At 36.3% G+C, this 22,686-nt stretch carries 18 protein-coding genes; 17 read left to right on the top strand and 1 reads right to left on the bottom strand.

Translation table 11 applies throughout. The features are described from left to right. Positions 1 to 154 precede the first annotated feature (154 nt). From pseB to AC1RRY_RS00295, 17 genes are all read left to right on the top strand, one after another. Complete coding sequence (gene pseB, locus AC1RRY_RS00375; RefSeq protein ID WP_492819105.1) at positions 155 to 1,174, top strand: UDP-N-acetylglucosamine 4,6-dehydratase (inverting); 1,020 nt, start codon at positions 155 to 157, stop codon at positions 1,172 to 1,174. Further along, a complete protein-coding gene (gene pseC / locus AC1RRY_RS00370) occupies positions 1,175 to 2,353 on the top strand; it encodes a UDP-4-amino-4,6-dideoxy-N-acetyl-beta-L-altrosamine transaminase (protein WP_492819107.1) in 1,179 nt (392 codons plus the stop codon). Positions 2,354 to 2,420: 67 nt separating this feature from the next. After that, positions 2,421 to 3,107: a pseudaminic acid cytidylyltransferase gene (pseF, locus tag AC1RRY_RS00365; RefSeq protein WP_492819109.1), complete on the top strand. Its 687-nt coding sequence runs from the start codon at positions 2,421 to 2,423 to the stop codon at positions 3,105 to 3,107. Positions 3,108 to 3,121: 14 nt separating this feature from the next. Beyond that, positions 3,122 to 4,123 (top strand): GNAT family N-acetyltransferase, encoded by a 1,002-nt coding sequence (locus AC1RRY_RS00360; RefSeq protein ID WP_492819111.1) that lies wholly within the window; start codon positions 3,122 to 3,124, stop codon positions 4,121 to 4,123. Next, positions 4,120 to 5,151 carry a pseudaminic acid synthase gene (gene pseI, locus AC1RRY_RS00355; protein WP_492819113.1) on the top strand — a complete coding sequence of 344 codons (1,032 nt, stop codon included), beginning with the start codon at positions 4,120 to 4,122 and terminating at the stop codon, positions 5,149 to 5,151. The genes AC1RRY_RS00360 and pseI overlap by 4 nt, the downstream gene beginning before the upstream one ends. A 259-nt stretch (positions 5,152 to 5,410) precedes the next feature. Then, positions 5,411 to 6,268: a glucose-1-phosphate thymidylyltransferase RfbA gene (gene rfbA, locus AC1RRY_RS00350; protein WP_492819115.1), complete on the top strand. Its 858-nt coding sequence runs from the start codon at positions 5,411 to 5,413 to the stop codon at positions 6,266 to 6,268. Between the two features lie 85 nt (positions 6,269 to 6,353). Further along, positions 6,354 to 8,705 carry an SLBB domain-containing protein gene (locus tag AC1RRY_RS00345; RefSeq protein ID WP_492819117.1) on the top strand — a complete coding sequence of 784 codons (2,352 nt, stop codon included), beginning with the start codon at positions 6,354 to 6,356 and terminating at the stop codon, positions 8,703 to 8,705. Positions 8,706 to 8,843: 138 nt separating this feature from the next. Next, positions 8,844 to 9,878 carry a Wzz/FepE/Etk N-terminal domain-containing protein gene (locus AC1RRY_RS00340; protein ID WP_492819119.1) on the top strand — a complete coding sequence of 345 codons (1,035 nt, stop codon included), beginning with the start codon at positions 8,844 to 8,846 and terminating at the stop codon, positions 9,876 to 9,878. 240 nt (positions 9,879 to 10,118) lie between these two features. Further along, positions 10,119 to 11,309: a glycosyltransferase family 4 protein gene (locus tag AC1RRY_RS00335; protein WP_492819120.1), complete on the top strand. Its 1,191-nt coding sequence runs from the start codon at positions 10,119 to 10,121 to the stop codon at positions 11,307 to 11,309. A gap of 393 nt (positions 11,310 to 11,702) precedes the next feature. After that, positions 11,703 to 12,983 (top strand): nucleotide sugar dehydrogenase, encoded by a 1,281-nt coding sequence (locus tag AC1RRY_RS00330; RefSeq protein WP_492819122.1) that lies wholly within the window; start codon positions 11,703 to 11,705, stop codon positions 12,981 to 12,983. Further along, positions 12,983 to 13,978, top strand: coding sequence for an SDR family oxidoreductase (locus tag AC1RRY_RS00325; protein ID WP_492819124.1), 996 nt, complete (start codon positions 12,983 to 12,985; stop codon positions 13,976 to 13,978). Before AC1RRY_RS00330 ends, AC1RRY_RS00325 begins: the two co-directional genes overlap by 1 nt. 83 nt (positions 13,979 to 14,061) lie before the next feature. Then, positions 14,062 to 14,673 (top strand): sugar transferase, encoded by a 612-nt coding sequence (locus AC1RRY_RS00320; protein ID WP_492819126.1) that lies wholly within the window; start codon positions 14,062 to 14,064, stop codon positions 14,671 to 14,673. Continuing rightward, on the top strand, positions 14,666 to 15,625 hold the full coding sequence (locus tag AC1RRY_RS00315; RefSeq protein ID WP_492819128.1) for an ATP-grasp domain-containing protein: 960 nt from the start codon (positions 14,666 to 14,668) through the stop codon (positions 15,623 to 15,625). Before AC1RRY_RS00320 ends, AC1RRY_RS00315 begins: the two co-directional genes overlap by 8 nt. After that, positions 15,622 to 16,275 carry an HAD family hydrolase gene (locus AC1RRY_RS00310; protein WP_492819130.1) on the top strand — a complete coding sequence of 218 codons (654 nt, stop codon included), beginning with the start codon at positions 15,622 to 15,624 and terminating at the stop codon, positions 16,273 to 16,275. Before AC1RRY_RS00315 ends, AC1RRY_RS00310 begins: the two co-directional genes overlap by 4 nt. A 231-nt stretch (positions 16,276 to 16,506) precedes the next feature. Next, entirely contained in the window at positions 16,507 to 17,640 is a 1,134-nt protein-coding gene (locus AC1RRY_RS00305; RefSeq protein WP_492819132.1) for a DegT/DnrJ/EryC1/StrS family aminotransferase, read from the top strand. A gap of 263 nt (positions 17,641 to 17,903) precedes the next feature. After that, complete coding sequence (locus AC1RRY_RS00300; protein WP_492819134.1) at positions 17,904 to 18,680, top strand: phage tail-like protein; 777 nt, start codon at positions 17,904 to 17,906, stop codon at positions 18,678 to 18,680. Positions 18,681 to 19,166: 486 nt separating this feature from the next. Continuing rightward, complete coding sequence (locus AC1RRY_RS00295; protein ID WP_492819136.1) at positions 19,167 to 21,110, top strand: polysaccharide biosynthesis protein; 1,944 nt, start codon at positions 19,167 to 19,169, stop codon at positions 21,108 to 21,110. Here AC1RRY_RS00295 and AC1RRY_RS00290 read toward each other — a convergent pair. Then, a complete protein-coding gene (locus AC1RRY_RS00290) occupies positions 21,084 to 22,583 on the bottom strand; it encodes a capsule assembly Wzi family protein (protein WP_492819138.1) in 1,500 nt (499 codons plus the stop codon). The genes AC1RRY_RS00295 and AC1RRY_RS00290 overlap by 27 nt on opposite strands. Between the last annotated feature and the right edge of the window lie 103 nt (positions 22,584 to 22,686).

Genomic DNA, 22,686 nt, shown 5'->3' with positions numbered 1-22,686 from the left:
AAGTAGTTGTCGGTTCTGTTCTTTTTTAGTTCAATCTTAACTACTTTTGTAGCGTAAATTGCTACTTAAACAACGAGCGGTACCTTAAAAATATCCTGAGTATAATGCGGCTGATTATATCTTTGGTATTTTTTGAATCAAAAAAACAGATTCTATGTCATTTACTTTAAAAGATAAATCAATCCTTATTACAGGAGGCACAGGCTCGTTAGGGAAAGCCCTTACGAAACATATCTTGTCTAAGCATCCTGAAATAAAGAAATTAATCATTTTTTCAAGAGACGAGCAGAAGCAATTTCAGATGGCTCAGGAGTATCCTGACAGCAAGTATCCTCAGATGAGATATTTCATTGGAGATGTGCGAGATTTTGAACGTTTGAAAAGAGCCTTGAGGGGTGTTGATTACGTAATACATGCTGCTGCCATGAAACACGTTCATATTGCAGAGTATAACCCAATGGAATGTGTAAAAACAAATGTTTTAGGTGCTGAGAATATCATTAATGCTTGCCTTGAAACAGATGTGGAAAGAGTAGTGGCCTTATCGACCGATAAAGCCTGCGCCCCTATCAATCTATATGGTGCTACCAAACTGGCATCTGACAAGTTGTTTGTAGCTGCCAATAATATTAAGGGATGGAATCCTATCAGATTCTCGGTAGTACGATACGGCAACGTAATGGGCTCTAACGGATCTGTAATTCCGTTCTTTATTAATAAAAGAAAAGAGGGGATCATTCCGATAACCGACCCGGATATGACTCGCTTCAATATTTCTTTGCAGGGAGGTGTAGACATGGTGATGCACGCATTGGAACACGCCTGGGGAGGAGAATTGTTTATTCCTAAAATTCCTTCCTACCGGATTCTGGATGTTGCCAAAGCAATAGCCCCTGAATGCGAAATTAAGATTGTAGGTATAAGGCCCGGTGAAAAAATTCATGAAGAAATGATTACCGAGTCAGACTCTTATCTGACCTACGATTTAGGTAAGTATTTTACCATTCTGCCGTCAACACATAAATGGAAAATCGAAGATTTCATTGCGCAGTTCAATGCAGTAAAAGTACCTATCGGATTTAAGTATACGTCTGCTGAAAACACCGATTGGGAAACTGTTGAAAGCCTGAGAGGATTAATTAAAGAACATGTCGACCCAAACTTTGAAGTTTAGATGAACGCTATTCCATATGGAAAACAACATATAACAGAAGAAGATATAGCTGTTGTTATTGAAACACTTAAAAGCCCTAATTTGACACAAGGGCCAAAAATAAAAGAGTTTGAAGACAATTTCGCTAAATACATTGGTGCTAAATATGCCGTTGCTGTTTCAAACGGTACCGCTGCTTTACACTTATGTGCTTTAGCTCTGAATGTAAAGGAAGGAGATAAAGTAATTACTACTCCCATCACTTTTGTTGCATCCGCCAATTGTGTGCGTTATTGTGGCGGAGAAGTAGTGTTTGGAGAAATAGACCCGGAGACCTATCTGTTAGATATCAATTCCGTAAAAAAGCTCCTAGAAGAGGCTCCTAAAGGCACTTACAAAGGAATTATTCCGGTTGATTTTGCCGGAAGAGCCGTAGATCTGGAAGAATATCGCAAACTGGCAGATGAATATAATCTTTGGATTGTTGAAGATGCCTGCCATGCACCGGGAGGATACTTTATTGACTCCAACAACACAAGGCAAAATTGCGGTAATGGTAATTTTGCTGATTTAGTGGTTTTTTCTTTTCATCCGGTCAAGCACATTGCGTGTGGCGAAGGTGGTATGATAACCACTAACGATGAAAACATGTATCAGCGGTTGCTTCAACTGAGAACTCACGGCATTGTAAAAGCTAACGATCTGTATTTAAACAGTATAGAGCAAGCAGAAGGACAGGATGCCTACCCCGGCTGGTATATGGAAATGCAAACTTTAGGATATAACTATAGGCTTACCGATTTCCAGGCAGCACTGGGCAATAGTCAGTTAACAAGAATAGACGATAACCTTGCTAAAAGAAGACAAATTGCTGCCCGTTATTTTAATGCATTTAAAGACGCTGAATTTATTAAGGGCCAGTCAGGAATAGTAGATGGCCACGCGTATCATTTATATATAATTGAAGTAGACAACAGGTTGGGTCTTTACAAATATTTGCATGAAAAGGGAATTCTGGCGCAAGTACATTATATACCTTCACACATTATGCCTTATTATCGTAATCTTGGCTGGAAAGAAGGTGACAGACCATTAGCAGAGCATTATTATAAAGGCTGTATTAGTATACCGATGTATCCGACCTTGTCGGAAGAAGAACAAGCGTACGTTATTAATTCAATTCTTGGATTTTTTGAATAGAAATTAATAAAGCAGCAACCGGTGAATTCAGTGAAATGATTGATTCATAAAAAAGGTTGATTCAACAATGAGCAATATCGCGATTATTCCGGCACGTGGTGGCAGCAAGAGGATTCCCCGAAAAAACATAAAAGATTTTTGCGGTAACCCTATCATTGCCTATTCAATAAAAGCCGCGCTTGCCAGTCAATTGTTCGATGAAGTAATGGTTTCTACCGATGATGCCGAAATTGCTGATATCAGCCTGCAATATGGTGCAAGTGTACCTTTTTTTCGATCAAGTGAAAACGCGGGCGACTATGCAACAACGGCCGCTGTCATTACCGAAGTGCTGAACAATTATTCAAATCTTGGTAAAAACTATCAATATGCCTGCTGTATTTATCCTACAGCGCCGTTTGTAACTGCAGAAAAAATAACAGAGGCTTACAAGCTATTACATAGCAATAATTTTGACACGGTACTGACCATTCAGCCTTTCTCATTCCCTATTCAACGGGCGTTTTATAAAGAACATAACACGATCAGATGGGTTGATTCTGAACACGCACTGACCCGTTCTCAGGATTTACCCAAAACATTTCATGATGTAGGCCAATTTTACTTCTTTAATACCCATACATTTCTTCAATCCGGGCAATTAATATCGGCTAACACCGGCGCTATTGAAATAAATGAATTAGAGGCTCAAGACATTGACAATGAAACAGATTGGAAACTCGCTGAACTGAAATTTAGATTGATGAATCCATGAGAAAATACGCTTGCTTGAGTAGACAAACTTATAGTTCAGACAAATATTCCATCGTTCCTATCAGAGACGAGGATAAATATGCTATTATGCAATGGCGCAATGAGCAGATTTATCATTTAAGACAGCCTGAGCCCCTCACAGCCGAGCAACAGGATTGGTATTTCAGCCATGTGGTAAGTAAATTATTCAGTACAGATAAACCCACCCAATTGCTTTTCTCGTATCTTGAAAACGGCACTTGCATTGGTTATGGTGGTCTGGTTCATATTAACTGGACTGACAAGCATGCCGAGATTTCGTTTATCATGCAGACTGCTCTGGAAACAGATTCTTTTGAATTTCACTGGCAAACCTACCTGTCGTTAATAGAGAAAATTGCTTTTGAAGAACTAAATTTGCATAAGATATTTACTTACGCATTTAATATAAGACCCCATCTGTATGAGGCTATTGAAAAAAGTAACTATCGGTTAGAAGCAAGATTACCCGGGCACTGTTTATTTGAGGGCAAATTTATTGATGTACTGATTCACTCTAAGTTTAATTCTGTTAACATAAGAAAAGCCAACGAAAACGACCTTGAGCTCTATTATGAATGGGCAAATGAAGAGGAAGTCCGAAAGCAATCATTCAATAGCGAGGCCATTGCTTTTGATAATCATTCGAAATGGTTTCAGAAAAAATTAGCAGATAATAATACCTTAATGCTTGTTTTTGAAGATGAACAACAAAATCCAATCGGTCAGGTAAGGTTTGATAATAATGATGGTCAAAGAAAAAGTATCATAGGTATATCGATAGATAAACAATACAGAGGCAAAGGCTTTGCGGGTAAAATACTAAAATTAGCAACCGGTTATTTCTTTCAGGTAAACTCTGATTACACCATTGAGGCTTATATTAAAACAGAAAACAAAGGTTCAATTGAGGCATTTAAGTACGCTGGTTTTTCGTTCAGCAAAAACTTAGAGTATCAGGGTTATACAACCGTATTATATACAAAGGATCACAGATGAAAATTGGAAATTATCATATTGGGCAGAATTATAAGCCATTTATCATAGCAGAAATGAGTGGTAATCACAACCAGTCATTAGAAAAAGCGTTGAAAATTATTGAAACGGCTGCTCAATGCGGTGCTGATGCCGTTAAGTTGCAAACTTATACTGCAGATACCATTACGATTAACCAGAGAGGCGGTCTTTTTGATATTAAAGATGATACCTCTCTATGGAAAAACCGGAATCTATATGAGCTGTATCAGGAGGCACACACTCCTTGGGAATGGCATGAAGCTATGTATAAATGTGCGGCAGATAATAATATTATCTGTTTCTCTACTCCTTTTGATGATACTGCCGTAGATTTTCTTGAAAACTTAGGTACTCCTGCCCATAAGATAGCCTCTTTTGAGAATAATCATTTTCCTTTATTGAAAAAGGTTGCTCAAACTGGCAAGCCCGTGATTATGTCGACAGGTGCAAGTACACTGGCTAACCTTGACGAAGCCGTAAATGTATTGCGGGAAAACGGCTGTAAAGATCTGGTGCTGCTTAAATGCACCAGCAATTACCCGGCAAGCCCGGAGAATTCGAATGTGCGTACTATTCCTCATTTACGAGATTTATTTCAATGCGAAGTTGGTTTGAGCGATCATACAATGGGTATCGGAGTACCATGTGCCGCAGTTACCCTCGGTGCCACAGTAATAGAAAAACATTTTTGTCTCAGCCGTGCCGAAGGAGGTGTGGATTCTGCATTCTCGCTAGAACCCGATGAGCTGAAATCGCTGGTTATTGAAACTGAAAGAGCCTGGCAATCAATAGGACAAATCCAGTACGGAGTGCAAGAGTCAGAAAAGAAAAGTCTTTTATTCAAGCGATCAATCTATGTTGTAAAAGATATCAAAGCAGGTGAAATATTTACAGAGCAGAACATCCGGGTAATCAGACCGGGAGACGGAATGGCACCTAAGTATTATGAGTCCTTACTCGGGAAGACTGCCTATGTTGATCTGAAGGCCGGCAATCCATTAAATCTGTAAAGTATCAGGAAAACCTAATGCTTTCTCCGCATTGTAAACATATTATCCGATAATTAGGATAACTGACCTGAACATAAATAATTCGGAAATTTTATACAGTTTTGTTATATCATTACGTTTGAAAGATTTAACTTGCAACGGAAAACTGTTTTTGAATTATTTTTTGAGATAGTGCAGTCTTGTTGTGGCTTCTTAAAGTATAATTTCGGGTTAAAAATTTAATTTAAAAAATTCATTTTGTTGTTCTATTTACCTTGTTATGAAAGGAATTATTCTCGCCGGAGGTTCTGGAACTCGCCTACACCCTCTCACCCTAGCTGTTAGCAAACAATTAATGCCGGTATATGATAAACCAATGATTTATTATCCTTTATCAATACTTATGCTGGCAGGAATCCGGGAAATATTGATTATTTCTACTCCTCATGATTTGCCTCATTTTAAAAAACTGTTAGGCGACGGAAGCAGAATAGGATGTACCTTTAGCTATGCAGAACAACCAAACCCTGACGGGCTTGCACAAGCTTTTATAATAGGAGCCGATTTTATAGGTAATGACAACGTGGCATTGGTGCTGGGAGATAATATTTTTTATGGCAGTGGCCTGAGTAAACTATTGCAAAGCAGCACAGAGCCTGAGGGCGGCATAGTATTTGCCTACCAAGTTCATGACCCTGAAAGATACGGTGTGATAGAGTTCGATGAAAACCGCAAAGCGATTTCTATTGAGGAGAAACCTCAACAACCTAAATCTAATTTTGCTGTACCCGGTCTATATTTCTATGATAACAATGTTGTAGAAATTGCCAAAAATATTAAACCCTCGCCACGTGGTGAGCTGGAAATAACCGACATCAACAGAGTATATCTTGAAAACGGGAAACTAAGTGTAGGCATTATGAACAGAGGCACTGCCTGGCTGGATACCGGCACCTTTGTTTCTCTGATGCAGGCTGCCCAGTTTGTACAGGTTATAGAAGAAAGGCAAGGTCTTAAAATAGGTTGTATAGAAGAAGTAGCTTACCGAATGGGCTTTATTGATTCTGCAAAATTAGAAATAATTGCTCAACCTCTGGTTAAAAGTGGATACGGCCAATACCTGCTAAACCTGATATAATTTCTGAATTACTATCGGTCTTTTCAAATCCGCCATTTTATAATTTCTCTAATGTTTATAAAACTTCTGTATTTTAAATCAGATTATGACTTCTCTTAAAACTATCCTAACGATTACTGTACTATTTTTAATAGGCTTTTTCGAAACAGGTTATTCGCAACAACCTCAGCTTCCCAGTAACCTACCATCAAATGTTGATAAACTTACAGACAAACAGCTGGAAGCGTTTTTGAAAGCCGCAGAGTCGAGAGGTTTAAATGAAACCCAGATTCAAACGCTGGCTATGTCAAGAGGTTACACCAGTGAAGACATTGCTAAAGTAAGAGAAAGAATAAATCGTTTAAAAACCGGAACCGCGGAAGTTAAACTTACGAGTGATAGTGGAACAGTGGTTAAAACTGATAATGTAACCCGTGAACAAATAGGTGAAGTTGCTAAAAGAACATCTACGGAGGTGTCAGACGAAACTGAAGTTGGGAAGAAATCGGAAATTTTTGGAAGTCAATTATTCAATAACAAGAATCTTACTTTTGAGCCTAATCTTAAGCTGCCCACACCAAAAAATTATATTTTAGGGCCAGATGATGAACTTAGAATTGATATAACAGGCTACGCTTATCAGCACTATGAGACGAAGGTTACGCCAGAGGGAACGATAAGAATTGAGAATCTTGCTCCGATCTATGTAAATGGAAATACAATTGAACAGGCTAAAATAAAAATTGTCGATCGTTTGAAAGTTATTTTTGCGGGCTTACGAAATGGCTCTTTAAATGCCGATGTAACCCTCGGGAATGTTAGGACGATTAAAGTTACAATAATAGGCGAAGTTCAGAACCCGGGTACTTATTCTATTTCATCTTTAGCTTCGGCATTCAACGCACTTTATTTGTCAGGGGGGCCGAATAACAGTGGTTCATTCAGAAATATTCAGGTTTTACGGAATAATTCGGTCGTCAAGACAATAGACGTTTATGATTTCTTATTAAGTGGGAAACGTGAAAATGACATAATTTTAGTGGATCAGGATGTAATATTAGTACCTGTTTTCCAAAAGAAAGTAAAAGTCGAAGGGGAAGTTAAAAAGGCAGGAGTTTTTGAATTGAAAGCCGATGACAATTTCAAAAAGTTAATGGAATATGCGGGTGGTTATACTGAACAAGCTTATACTGCATCGGTAAATGTTAGAAGAAATACACTGACAGAAAAAAAGATTATAACGTTTGATCCGCAATCTACTGATGACTTTACAGTTCAGAATGGCGACCAGTTTATTATTGGCGCTATCATAGATCGTTTTGAGAATAAAGTCGAGATCAGAGGGGCCGTATTCAGACCCGGTGAATTTGCATTAGGAGAAAACATAAAAACTGTAAAACAGCTAATACAAAATGCACAAGGTTTGAGAGAAGATGCCTATTTAGAACGGGCATTTTTAATCAGAAAAAAAGAAAACCTTGATATTGAATACATAGCGATTGACCTGAAAAAACTTTTAAATGGTGAGGTTAATGACATAGAGTTGAAAAGAGAAGACCAGTTACTTGTGAAATCAATAGTTGAGATTCGTCAGCAAAGGCTCGTTTATATTGAAGGAGCCGTTAATAATCCGGGATTTTATGACTATGCCGATAACATGGAAGTGAAAGACTTAGTTGTACTGGCCGGAGGATTTAGTGACGGAGCTGCAATGAAAAGGATTGAAATTGCCAGAAGATTACATAATGATGAGTCTAACAACAAATCGACTGAAATCATATCTGTTAACCTGAACAGTGAGTTAACTTCAAATCAAGACGTTCCGAAACTTAGGGCGTTTGATAATATTTTTATTCGTAGCCTTCCTAATTATGACGATCAACAAATTGTTCAGGTTAACGGCGAGGTAAATTACCCTGGTTCATATGCTATAGAGAATAAAGGTGATAAGCTTTCGGATATTCTTACCAGAGCCGGAGGGCTCCGTAAAGAGGCTGATATTACCGGCGCGAAATTATTCAGAAATAACCAATTGATTTTTGTTGATTGGGAAAAAGCATTGAAAAATAAAAATACCCCGTCTAACATTTTTATCGAAAAGGGCGACAGAATAGAGATTCCTAAAAAAAGACAAACAGTTACCATTATAGGACAAGTACTTAACCCAACTACTGTTGCTTTTCAACCGGATTTTTCTTTCAAAAGCTATATAGCACAGGCCGGTGGTTTTACAGATAGTGCTTTTATAAGAAAAACTTATGTAAGATATGCCAATGGAAGTACCGATAGAACCCGTAGCTTTTTGGGGATGAAGTCTTATCCCAAAGTTAAATCGGGTATGACGGTCCTTGTTCCCAAAAAGAACAGAGTCCGGATGAGCCCTACAGAAAAAATTGCATTAAGTACAAGTTTTGCCTCATTGTCTGCCATAATATTAACAATTATCAGACTTATCTAAATTAGTTTATTTAAGGTTAAAAGATTTTAAAAGCGGCGAAGCCAAAATTGAAAATATATAGAATTGCTTTGTTTTATAGATTCTGGGCTCTGCTGTAGCCCTGAAAAAAACAGGTAATTCACAAACTAAAATTATGTTATGAGCGAATCGAAAAGTGAAGTTGTTAGTATCAATTTCAAAGCTTTTTTTCAGATTATATGGAAAGAGAAATTGGTAATTCTACTTATTTTAACGGCTGCTGCAGGTCTTGGATTCTGGAAAAATTATTCCAGCCCGGACGAATTTACTTCTTCCGGCAGAATATTGCCTGAGTTTGTTGGCAGATCCAACAGATTTGGTGGTTTAGCAGGACTGGCCAATATAGCTGGTTTAGAAATGTCTGGTGTTGATGGCGTTGAAGCCATCAGGCCCGATTTATATCCTGATGTACTGTGGAGCGCTCCGTTCTTTTTAGAATTATTCAAACAAACGGTTACCACAAAAAATAACAAAAAAATTCTTTTTAAAGAATTTTATATTAACTCAGTTTTAGAAGGTGATACATCTATTGTTAAAATTGCAGAAACTGTTGTTAAAGCCCCGGGGTATTTAGTCTTGAATCCCCAGGATATGCATATGATTAACGCGTTAAAATATAGAATTGCAGCAAATATTGATAAAAAAAGCATGGTTATTGACATTACTGTTACAATGCCAGACCCCGTTGTAGCTGCCGAAGTGGCAAGTTTTTCTATGAAATACCTTACGAACTATGTTACGGGTTATAGAATAGATAAAGCCAAAAGAGATTTAACTTTTCTCGAAGAAAGACTTGACGCCGCCAAGGGAAAATTTTATACCACTCAGAACAAAAAAGCGCAATACAGTGATCAGTTTCAAATATCTACTATGCGTTCGCAATCTGCTGACGTTCAAAGAGAGCGGCTTGAATCTGATTACCGCATGTCTTCTACGTTTTATAGTGAGCTTTTAAGAAAATACGAAGAAGCCAAAATAAAAGTGCAACAGGAAACTCCTGTTTTTAAGGTTCTTGAACCACCAGTAGTTCCGATCATGAGAAGTTCGCCCGTTACACTGATAATCTTAATAACCCATCTGTTTTTTGGAGGGTTAATTGCACTGATCGTTGCCATATCAAAAAGTGGTAACTATAAAAAAATTCTTACAAGCTAATTTCATGATGATCCTGCTATGAAAGCTTAATTAAAGCACAGGATGATTCATCTCTATTTCAATACCTTATAAGTTATTTATTACAACTTCTTACTACCCATTTGAAACAGTAATAAATAACTTATATTATTTAAAGGCCGGTTAATCCTGAATCAATACCCATTCATATTAAGTTATGTGCAATTGTTTTTCTGAGTATATCATCAAAGCAGCACTTAATTAATGATTATTTTCGAATAAATGTCTAAGAAAATTGCATACGTCGGAGAGTTTGTTTTCCCGTATGGTGCTGCAACTACTAAGAGGGCTCTTGGGCTGGCACGCTTATTCTCTGCTTGCGGTTATGAAGTTTCATTTTATGGCTTAATTACAGAAGCCGAGAGCAAGAATTTAGCAAGCGGAAAATTCGAGAATTTCTCTTTTTCTAATCAGATTCTGAAAGATGGAGAACGGAATATTCTATTGAAGCTTTTTAACTGGTTAGTTAGCGGCTATAGAATGATCAAACTGTTTGCTCCTACAAAGCCTGACTATATAATCTTAACAGAGGGATACTCCAGATATTTACTGCCATTGCTTCTTTACTCTAAAAAACATAAAACTAAAGTTATTGTTGACATAGAAGACTGGCACGAGTACCAGCATCTACCATTTGGAAGATTTGGGCCTTTTGCATTGGATTGCCATTTGGCTATAACCAAACTGATAAAAAAATGTGATGGCGTCATAGCCATAAGTTCATTTTTTGAAAACTATTATAGGCGTTCAGATGTAAAAGTAATAAGGATTCCGGTTCTGATTGACAAAGAAAAACATCACGCCAATTCTGAAAAAATTGATTGCTTCGACAAAGATCATTTGCATTTAATTTATATAGGTAACCATAACAACAGAGATATACTTGATACGGCCATCATTGGAATACACTCACTTGTAATGGATGGTGTTAAAGTTAAACTCCATTTGGTTGGCCCTTCAAAGCAATCAATCGAAGAGCTTCTTGGTAATAAAAGCTATTTATTGGAAGAATTACCAGAGTCTATTGTTTTTCATGGTTGGGTAGACTCAGAAAGGGTTTCTTTATTACTTGCTAATGCCGATTTCTCCTTTTTTATACGACCAGACAAAAGATATGCGAATGCCTGTTTTCCAACTAAATTTGTGGAGAGTATGAGTGCCGGTTTACCGATTATTTGTAATCTGACAAGTGACCTTGGTATGCATGTGAAAGACGGAGAAAATGGATTTATTATGAAAGACGAATCTGTTCAAAGTTTTATAGAATGTGTAAAAAAGGCAAGTCGAATTTCTGAAGAAAAGAAAAAACAGATGAAATTGGCAGCAAAAGCTGAAGCTCATAAATCGTTTGACTACAGAGATTTTATGGCTCCGGTTAAAGAGTTTTTCCGGGAGATTGACTCCCGGTCTTAAATTGCCTGCGTGCGGTTTAGTAATAAAGTATGATTCGCAGATAGAATGAATAATTCCGTCAATCATTCTGAAATATTCATTACTTTATAAAAATATAAACCGACTTATATTAAGTTAAATGTTATATTAACTAAATTTAGATCGTCAGAGGACTAAGTCGCTTTCTGTTTGGATTAGGAAAATACCGCAAGCAACTATTGAAATATCCATAACTTTTGTATTACTATTCTTCAAAAATATAAAGCAAAACTTAAGACTACTGTCTCTATAATCTATTAAACTTTTGATCTGAAAATCGCTATTGATTCGTTTATAAAAGAGTTATAATCATTGAGAATTTTACTATTATGAATAATCATAACTATAAATAAATCTTAGCGCACTCGTTTAATAATGATCATAAACAATATACAAATTACTATTATCGGGCTTGGGTATGTTGGTTTGCCACTTGCAGTAGAGTTTGGAAAAAAATATCCAACTCTAGGTTTTGATATTAATGAAAGTCGTATAACAGAGCTTACAAAAGGGCATGACAGAACTAAAGAACTAACCGAAGAAAAACTGAAGGAAGCTGATTTTCTCACTTTTACTACCGAACTGAATTCTACTTCAAGGTCATCGACCGCTACGAATATATACATTATTACAGTTCCGACACCAATAGACCAGTTTAAGAAACCCAATCTAAAACCATTGTTAAGTGCGTCACAATTGGTTGGGCAGGTTTTAAAAAAAGGCGATATTGTTATTTACGAAAGCACCGTTTATCCAGGGTGTACAGAAGAAGACTGTGTTCCGGTATTAGAACAATACAGCCAACTAAAATTCAATTATGATTTTTACTGCGGCTATTCTCCTGAGAGAATTAATCCCGGAGATAAATTACATACTGTAACCAAAATCAAGAAGGTTACTTCAGGAAGTACTGAAGAAGTGGCCGAATTTATTGATTCTTTGTATTCGTCTATAATTGAAGCCGGTACTTTTAAAGCATCGTCTATTAAAGTTGCTGAAGCTGCCAAGGTGATTGAAAACTGTCAAAGAGATATCAATATTGCTTTTGTTAACGAATTGGCTCTAATTTTTGATAAAATGGCGATAGACACCTTATCAGTTCTGGAAGCAGCCGGCACCAAATGGAATTTTTTACCGTTTAAACCGGGTTTGGTCGGCGGCCACTGCATAGGTGTAGACCCGTATTATCTGACATATAAGGCAGAGTCGCTGGGATATCATCCTCAGGTAATATTAGCCGGTAGAAGAATCAACGACAATATGGGGAAACACGTAGCCGCTGAGACTGTCAAATTGTTAATAAAAAATAATATTGTTCTTAACAAGGCTAAAATACTAGTGTTAGGTATTACTTTTAAAGAAAATTGTCCGGATATCCGAAACTCTCGTGTTATTGATATTATTTGCGAGCTAAAAGATTACGGTATTGATGTTGATGTTTTTGATCCGTGGGCGTCTCACGAGGAGGTAAAAGAAGAGTACCAGATAGAGATAAAAAGGGAATTGGACTTTAATGATTACGTAGGTGTTATTTTAGCCGTGAATCATTATCAGTTTTCAGAATCTTCTATTCTGGAATCTTTGGGCGATTTTAAAGGAATAGTTTTTGATGTGAAAGGGCAGTTAGAGCCTCATCTGGTTTCTAAAAGACTATAATGTACGAAATTGCATATCATAACGTAGATTTAAACTCTTTTTCTGTCTTAGTTACGGGAGGAGCCGGGTTTATTGGTTCAAATATTGTTGAGTATCTGATAAAATATAATATCGGTAAAGTCAGAATCCTAGACAACCTGTCAACAGGATATTTGCTTAACATTGAAAAATACCTGGCCTTACCGAATGTGGAATTTATCCATGGTGATATACGGGATCCTGAAATTTGTGAAAGAGCCTGCGATGGTATAGATTATGTGCTTCATCAGGCCGCTTTAGGCTCAGTCCCGCGGTCAGTAATTGATCCTTTTACTACAAATGAAGTAAATATTACCGGCTTTCTGAACATACTCATAGCTGTTAAAAACAGTTCGGTAAAGCGAATGGTATATGCTGCTTCTTCATCTACTTATGGTGATAGTAGCGAATTGCCTAAGATAGAAGCACGCATTGGCAAACCACTGTCGCCCTATGCAGTTACAAAGTATGTCAACGAGTTGTATGCTGATGTTTTCAGCAAAACCTATGGTGTAGAGCTAATCGGATTACGATATTTCAATGTATTTGGCCCTCGTCAAAATGTAAAAGGTCCGTATGCTGCTGTGATTCCTTTATTTATTGAAGCGGCCTTAAAAGCAGAAGCTCCGACTATTAACGGCGATGGAGAAACAAGCCGTGATTTTACATTTATAGAAAACGTTGTTCAGGCTAACATTAAAGCTATGTTAGCACCCGATTTAAAAAAACATGAGGTATGTAACATTGCTTTCGGAGAACGAACGACTCTGAATATGCTTTGGGAATACATCACCAGAATTGCAGGAATCGATATTAAACCTAATTATCTGAAAGAAAGAGTTGGGGATATTAAGCATAGCCATGCCAGTATTACCAAGGCGCATGAGCTTTTTTCCTATTCTCCCTCAATAGACATCTATAATGGCGTAAGTATCACTTTCTCCTGGTATAAGAATCACTTGAATTACGGACCATAATTCACACAAACCATTATAATAAACATGACATCATTTCTGATCATGTCAGTATAACCTATTATTTCATTATCCGACAATACGAAATGTACAGTGCGTTTTTTAAGCGATTGGCTGACTTTATAATCTCTCTTGCAGGATTTATCGTTTTGTCTCCAATATTCTTGCTTGTTGTTATCTTATTGCTTATTCTGAATCAAGGAAAAACTTTCTTTTTTCAGAATAGACCAGGGGAAAATGAAAAGATTTTTAAAGTAACCAAGTTCAAAACTATGAAAGATAAGCGTGATGCCCGGGGAAATCTGCTACCTGACGCCACACGTTTAACGATAATCGGCACATTTATCCGAAAAACCTCATTAGATGAACTACCGCAACTCATTAATGTAATAAAAGGTGACATGAGTCTTATTGGCCCCAGGCCTCTCTTGGTTGAGTATCTACCCATTTATAATGAAAATCAACGAAAAAGGCATAATATACGGCCAGGTATAACCGGCTGGGCGCAAGTGAATGGCAGAAATTCTATCAGTTGGCAACAAAAGTTTGAGTATGATATTTGGTACGTTAATAACCTTTCTTTAATATTGGATATAAAGATTGCTTTGCTAACTATAAAAAAAGTTTTGGTTTCTGAAGGTATAAATCAAGATAGTAACATAACAATGGAAGAATTTAAAGGCAATAAAAATGAATAATTTATTAATCACTTCTGCTGGTAGACGAGTATCTCTTGTTCGTGCTTTTAAGAAGGAATTAGCTTTGGTTTTTCCTGATAGTAAAGTTTTTACTACAGATTTAAATCCGGAGTTATCAGCAGCTTGCCATGTTGCAGATTCTTATTTTAAAATTGGCAAAGTAACTGATGTAAATTATGTAAGTCAGCTATTAGAACTGTGTCTGAATCACCAGATTAAACTTGTTATACCAACCATTGATACAGAATTAAAAGTACTAGCTCAAAATAAGCACTTATTTCAAGAAAATGGTATCTCTATCATTATCTCTGATTTAAGTTTTATCAATAAATGTAGGGATAAACGGATAACTAATGATTTTTTCAATAACGTCGGGATTTTAACTCCAAAACCGATTGATAAATCTAGCCCAACTTTTCCTTTGTTTATTAAACCTTATGATGGTAGTTTAAGTAAAGACATTTTTATTATTAACAAACCCGAAGAACTGACCCCGTATCATCTTTCAAATCCTAAGTTTTTGTTTATGGATTATATTGACCCGAAACTCCATGAAGAATATACTATAGATATGTATTATGATAGACATAATCTTTTAAAGTGTTTGGTTCCCAGAAAAAGAATTGAGGTAAGAGGAGGCGAAATAAGTAAGGGTATAACGGTAAAAAATGAAATTATTAAACTCGTAAAAGAAAAATTAAATTACATTAAGGGTGCCATTGGTTGTTTAACTTTTCAAGTCTTTTTCAATTTGAAACAAAAAGAAATTATAGCCATTGAGATAAATCCTCGTTTCGGTGGGGGTTACCCTTTAAGCTACCTGGCTGAAGCTAATTACCCTAAATTTCTGATTCAAGAATACTTACTGAATGAATATATAACTTACTTTGAGGACTGGAAAGAGAATATTCTGATGCTACGATATGATCATGAAATAATTGTTCAACTATGAATCCGAAAGTTATAATATTCGACTTGGATGATACTTTATATAAAGAAATTGATTATTTAAAATCTGCGTATTTTACAATTGCCCATTCATTTTTTGTTTCGGATGAAGCCGATAAGGTTTATCTTGAAATGATTGAATGGTATTATGCCAGAGATAACGTCTTTGCTAATCTTATTGATAGATACACCCTTGATATTGAAATACCTGCTCTTATCAATAATTACAGATCTCATTTCCCTGATATAAGGCTTGACGATGAATTAAACGATTTATTGTATAATCTCAAAAACGAAGGACACAAAATGGGTTTAATTACCGATGGGTTTTCAATAACTCAAAGGAACAAAATTAAAGCATTGGGGTTGGAATCATTTTTCGATTTAATAGTTATTTCAGAAGAATTTGGTTCTGAAAAACCCCATCCGAACAATTTCGAGCATTTTCATCAGTTTGGTTCTGCTGATTATTTCTATATTGCTGACAACCTCACGAAAGATTTCATCGTTCCTAATCAATTAGGCTGGCATTCTATCTGCTTACTGGACAACGGACAGAATATTCATAAACAAAGCTTCAATCAGGATACCGCATATCTGCCCAAATACACCATATCTTCAATCAAAGAATTGCTGCCTTTAATCAACTCATAATTTAAACTTAGAGGTAGCTTCTAATTTCCAAGAAAAAAGTCTCGGCTATTATTACTCTTAAGACGTTTTATTAACCTGATAAATCAGATTAATAAAATTTCAATCTTTTATCGTCTAGATAAATACCAGTCTTATTCGTAATTTTGAAAGTTTCCTTACAACAAACAATTCTTATTGATATCCGGAAGGGGTATTAAGGTTAAAAAATACAAACCAACTTTCAAGGTTATAATGGATAGTAAAATATGGCTCTCTTCGCCTCATATGGGCAGCAAAGAATTTGAATTTGTAAAATCCGCTTTTGACTCAAACTGGATAGCCCCCCTGGGGCCAAATGTAGATGGATTTGAACAAGATATTTGTGATTTTACCAGCACCCCAAACACCGCAGCATTAAGCTCGGGCACGGCTGCTATTCATTTAGCACTGATATTGCTAAATGTAAAAGCAGGAGATGAGGTTCTTTGTTCAAGTTTTACTTTTTCAGCTACTTGTAATCCCATTGCGTATCTGGGAGCAACCCCTGTTTTTATTGATTCTGAAGAAAAAACCTGGAATATGGACCCGGAAGCTTTAGAAACGGCCATTAAGGATAGAATAGTTAAAGGGAAAAAACCTAAAGCCATTATCTTAGTACACCTTTATGGTATGCCTGCGCAATTAGATGAAATAGTATCGATAGCCAATAAATACGATATTCCCCTCATTGAAGATGCTGCTGAGGCCTTAGGCTCTGCTTATAAGGGAAAAAGCCTGGGTATATTCGGCCAGTTTGGTATTTATTCATTTAACGGCAACAAAATTATAACTACTTCCGGTGGGGGAGCGTTGATATCTGCCGACAAAGAATTGATTGAGAAAGCCCGCTTTTTAGCGACACAGGCGCGCGATAAAGCCCCTCACTATCAACACTCTGAAATAGGATACAATTATCGGATGAGCAATATCTGTGCAGGCATTGGCCGTGGGCAGATGCTGGTGTTAAATGAACGAGTAGCTCAAAGGAGAAACAACTATAATTACTACAAGACATCCTTAGAAAAGTTTGATCAACTGGAGTTCTTAGAAGAGCCTTCTTCTGATTTTTTCTCAAACAGATGGTTGACTTGTGTTCTTATCAAAAGCTACGAAAAAAGGGAGTCCATACGATTGGCTTTAGAAAAAAGGAACATCGAATCCCGTCCGTTGTGGAAACCCATGCACCTTCAGCCTGTTTTCAAAGATGCTCCTTTTTATGGCTCAGGCATATCTGAAGCACTGTTCGATCGTGGGTTATGTTTACCTTCAGGCTCAAATCTGGAAGAAAATGATCTAGAAAAAGTTGTTGAAGTTTTACAAGAAAATTTGAACGCAAACGCAGTTTAGGCATTTACAAACGGGTCATAATCACAGATTCAATATCTTATAAAATGAGCCGACAATGACTCTCACTATGTTGTTCTCATCTGGTAGTCAATGTTATATGTAAAAATTAAAAGTGTATCAGTAAAAAGTTATATGAATGTACTTTTAAGTACATGAGCTACAACCATTAAATAAAAATTTAGTTTAATAGTTTTGTTTGACACAAAAACCTGTTTAATTTAGCAGATAATCATCGATTCCATTACTATTAAATTCTCCGCGGAATGAAAACAATCTTTACCAGATCGTTCTATATACTTTCTCTCTTTTCAGCAACCACTCTAGCCGGCTTTGCTCAAAAAGAAAGAGCCAATGTGGGTATAGGTACTTTGCAACCACATGAATCAGCAGTACTGGATATTAAATCTTCTACGCAGGGGCTCTTAATACCCCGTATGTCTTTGCAACAACGTAACGCTATACAAAACCCGGCTAACGGGCTAATGGTCTATCAAACCGATTTGATCTCGGGCTTTTACTTTTATAGTGGCAATGAGTGGAAAGCATTGAATGCAGGCTCTGATTATCTGAGCCCACTTATTAAAGGAGAATTTGATAATAAAAACGTTAGAATTAATCTGGGGTCTTCAAAATCAAGTTCGTTAGGATTCCTTGCCGTTGGTAATTTTGATGAGACGTTCCCTATGCCGACCAACAACGAATATAGGCTGATTGTGCAGGATGGTATCATTACAGAGAAGGTAAAAGTGGCTTTAAAGAGCTCAAAAGACTGGGCAGATTATGTTTTTGATCCTTCCTATCAATTAATGCCTTTAGATAAGGTTGAGTCTTTTGTGAAAGAAAACAAGCATCTTCCGAACGTGCCTTCTGCCGAAGACATGCACAAAAATGGCTTGGATGTTTCTCAGACAAGTGCCAAATTAATGGAGAAGATTGAAGAGCTTACATTATATTTAATAGAGCTAAATAAAGAGGTAAAAGCATTAAAAGCAGAAAATGAGAAGCTGAAATCTTCACGTTCTGAAAAACCTATTAAGTAATTATTTAAACGAATCTGTTTTTATTAAACAGATTCGTTTACGCTTTAACCAAAGCTATACCCGGTATTTCGTCATTTAACATACTGCATTCTTCAGGTAATTAATCTTCTACTTACTATTTCATACATACTTATGAGAAAACATTATTCAATATAAGATTATATACTTTTTGAATAATAGTATAAAAAGAGAAGATTCGTTTTTATTAACCAGACCTCACCTATGCAGCCATTAAAGGCGTAATTTCTTATCTGATATTTATTAATCTTAAACCAAAGCTTCATAATTCTGTATTTCGTTAGCATTCCATTTAATTATTTAACTATTGCTTTATTTGGAAGACCGTTTTAACTTGCTAGCATTTGATTTTACGCGAATAGTAAATTTTTTCCGCCCGAATCCCACCACTGTAATTGTATCTTGATCAATAAATTCTATATTTGTTTTGCTTTTTGCTTTCCAACTAATGACACTAAACATTCTGTTATGATTACCTCTCCTCGTAAATATACTGAGAAGTTTGCTTCTAAGTGGTTGATTTTTTTGGTTGACTTTATTACATGTTCAGTAGCATTTACGCTTGCAATTTTTGTTCATTTCAATTTTGAATTAACGTACGTTGAACCTCAATTTTACAAATATCACTTACTCTTTGTCCTGTCTGTTCACGCTTTCTTTTTTATTCTTTTCAAATCTTATGAAGGTATTATCAGACACACCAGTACTGAAGATGCTACCTTGTTATTGAAAGTTGTATCATTGAGTAGTGCTTTAATATTCCTGCTTTCAAATTTTGGTTGTTATCATAATATCTTCTATCTCTGTATTCCTCCAAGAATTACATTGATCAGCTATTTTATAACGCTTTTTGCACTGATATTCAGCAGATTTCTTGTTAAAGGTTTATATGATTCATTCTTCAGGAAAATTAAACTAACAAGCCCTATAATTATATATGGAACAGGTAATCTGGGCCGAATTACAAAGAATAGCTTGTTGAACGATAAAGCAAAAAGCTATAAACTTCTGTGCTTTATTGACGATAACCCCCAAAAGATTAACAAAACCATTGAGGGGATAAGAGTATTATCAAGAAGAGATGCGATAGAGAAATACATTACGAATCCGAATTCAAAGGAAGAAAATCTGGAAGTTATTTTCGCTATACAAAAAATCAGTCCTTTGGCTAAAGCCAAAATTGCAGAGGTTTTTCTAACAAAAGGTATAGTTCTAAAGTCAATTCCGCCGATTAATAAATGGATAAAAGGTGAATTAACTACCAAACAAATTCAAAGTATTGAAATTGACGATCTTCTGGAAAGAGACCCCATCACAATTAATAACAGATTTGTAGAACGATTCATAAACGATAAAAAGGTTTTGGTTACCGGAGCTGCCGGTTCAATAGGCAGCGAACTAGTAAGACAGCTGATAAGATTTTCTCCTAAAAGAATCGTTTTAGTAGACCAGGCAGAATCGGCACTTTATGACCTGGAAAGTGAAATTCTGAGAACCTCGAATTCAGAAAAAGATAAACTACCGGATATAAGAGTTGAAGTTTATGATGTAACTAATGAGGGGTTGATGGAAACATTATTTACTGAAGAGTTTCCTGAAGTAATTTTCCATGCTGCTGCCTATAAGCATGTGCCGCTAATGGAAAAAAATCCTTATCAGGCGGTAAGAGTAAATGTATTAGGTACTAAAATCGTTTCAAACCTTGCATCAAAATATGGCGCAGAGAAATTTGTTATGATTTCGACCGATAAGGCGGTGAATCCTACAAATGTAATGGGGGCTTCTAAACGTTTGGCAGAAATGTACGTACAAGCCCTGGATAGCCATCATCTGAACAGAACAAGATTTATTATAACCAGATTTGGGAATGTCCTTGGGTCTAACGGGTCTGTGATACCTCTATTCAAAAGACAAATAGAAAACGGTGGCCCGCTTACGGTTACTCATAAAGATATTATTCGGTATTTCATGACAATTCCTGAAGCCTGTCAGCTGGTTTTGGAAGCAGGTACGATGGGAAAAGGTGGTGAAATCTATGTTTTTGATATGGGTAAGCCTGTAAAAATCTTCGATTTGGCGGTAAAAATGGTTCAATTGTCTGGTTTAGAGTTAAACAAAGATATCGAGATTGTATTCACGGGGCTAAGACCTGGAGAAAAGCTTTATGAAGAGTTACTGAATAGTAATGAAAACACGCAACCGACTTATCATAACAAAATCATGATTGCTAAGGTTATAGCGGAAGACTATGATTTATTCAATACTGCCGTTAAAAATCTTGAATCTACCATAAACAGTATGGATAGCAATCATATTGTATTGGAATTGAAAAAATTAATTCCTGAATACATCAGTAATAATTCAGTATTTGAGGGTCTTGATGAGTTAGAAGAAAGTTCTTTGAATCCCTAAATAAGCACCAATACTTGTGGGGAAAAGTGTTCCTTCATCAAAAGCTAAAGAGGACACCAAAGAAAACTTAGGTAATTTATATCTCGCCTTGAACAAAAAGCCAAATTGTCTTAGATTAGTCTCAGCTCCATAAAATCCTAAACCAATCTGAGCTCCATAAGTTCCTAAATTAGTGTTTATCAATATTTTCGTATAATAGTCCAGGTTCTTTGCTTTCCCTTCAAATGCCAGAGAAAAGGCCTGCACTCTGCTCAGAATAAAAGTAGATAATTTGTCAGGTAAAACTCCCGGTATGTTTTTACTGCTGATTGTCCAGGCCGGCACTAATAATGGTGTTCCTATCGTATTCTTTTGGTAAGTCCACCCATTAGTATAAAGGTTATTTTGAAAATAATTATCAGTTCCTCTCAATTCAGGAATTGTATTTTCGCTACTGTAAGGTCCCCCCTGGCTTCTGGTGTCAAGATATTCTACTGAAACTCTGACCAACCCGCGGTCAACAAATTTTCTCTTCAATGAAATACCCAGTAAACCGTCAGTTATATTATTTAAGTAAAACAAAGAGCCATCATCATATATACTTTGTCTGTAAATGAAAATGCTATAATTCTTAGAATCAATTTCAGTAGCAAAATCAATAGTTCCGAGGTGATTCCCTGGTCTATTCCAGGCTTCAGTAAGGGGGAGAGTCGTATTTAAGTCACCTCTATTAATGCTTATTCCGGCAATAATTTTGAGATACGAAATCAAATCGGCTGGATATCTTGTTATTAATACTTTTGTAGCTTTATCTATATAGGGTTCAGCGGGCCTACCTCCCCATTGAACCTGGTGGTTAGCGCCTGCATACAATTTGATTCTCCAATTGGGTCTTCCGATTCTTACATATAAATTCTTCTGATGAAGATAGAAATTTTTTACCTGCCCATTATCAAACCAACCGTGTGCATACGCTCCTTTAGCTGATATCAGACCCTTGCCAAGTATCGGAAAATAATTTGGAATCGCAATTTGTATTTTCGGAATTGGAAGGGCATTTCCTGACCAAACATATGAACCTGAGCTTAAAACAGTATCTACTAAGCCTACTATCTCTTTTCTGCGGCCTCCATAAAGCTCAAATACACCATATCTTACTTTAAAATAACCTTCAGGAAGCAATACTTCATTTGATTTGCCCACATTACCCACCACATTCACCCCGTATCCGACCGAAAATCTATTCAATTTATGGTTATCGGCACTATAAGTAGAGTCATACTCTTTATAAAGACCACCACTGATTGCAAAAATCGGATTTTCTAAAGGTACCGTTCCATATTGATTTGAGCGCAGTAAAAACGGTGTTTTACCGGATGTTGAAATATATGCACCACTTTCGGCCTGATATTTTATACCATCGAATAGTTTTTGCCCGAAAGTAAATGACAAGGAAAGAAAGTATAAAATACCGGTTCTGTATAAAAAACTCATATCGTTTTTTTTGCAAATTTAGCGCATTTAAGAAAATAAAAACTGGCTCAATTAATTGTCAGACGTTATTTCATTTCTGACAATCCCTCAATATCATTAATAC

Source organism: Emticicia sp. GW821-FHT11C11, assembly GCF_058808615.1.
The sequence above is the reverse complement of the archived record's forward strand: the minus strand, read 5'-3'. Positions and strand labels throughout refer to the sequence as shown.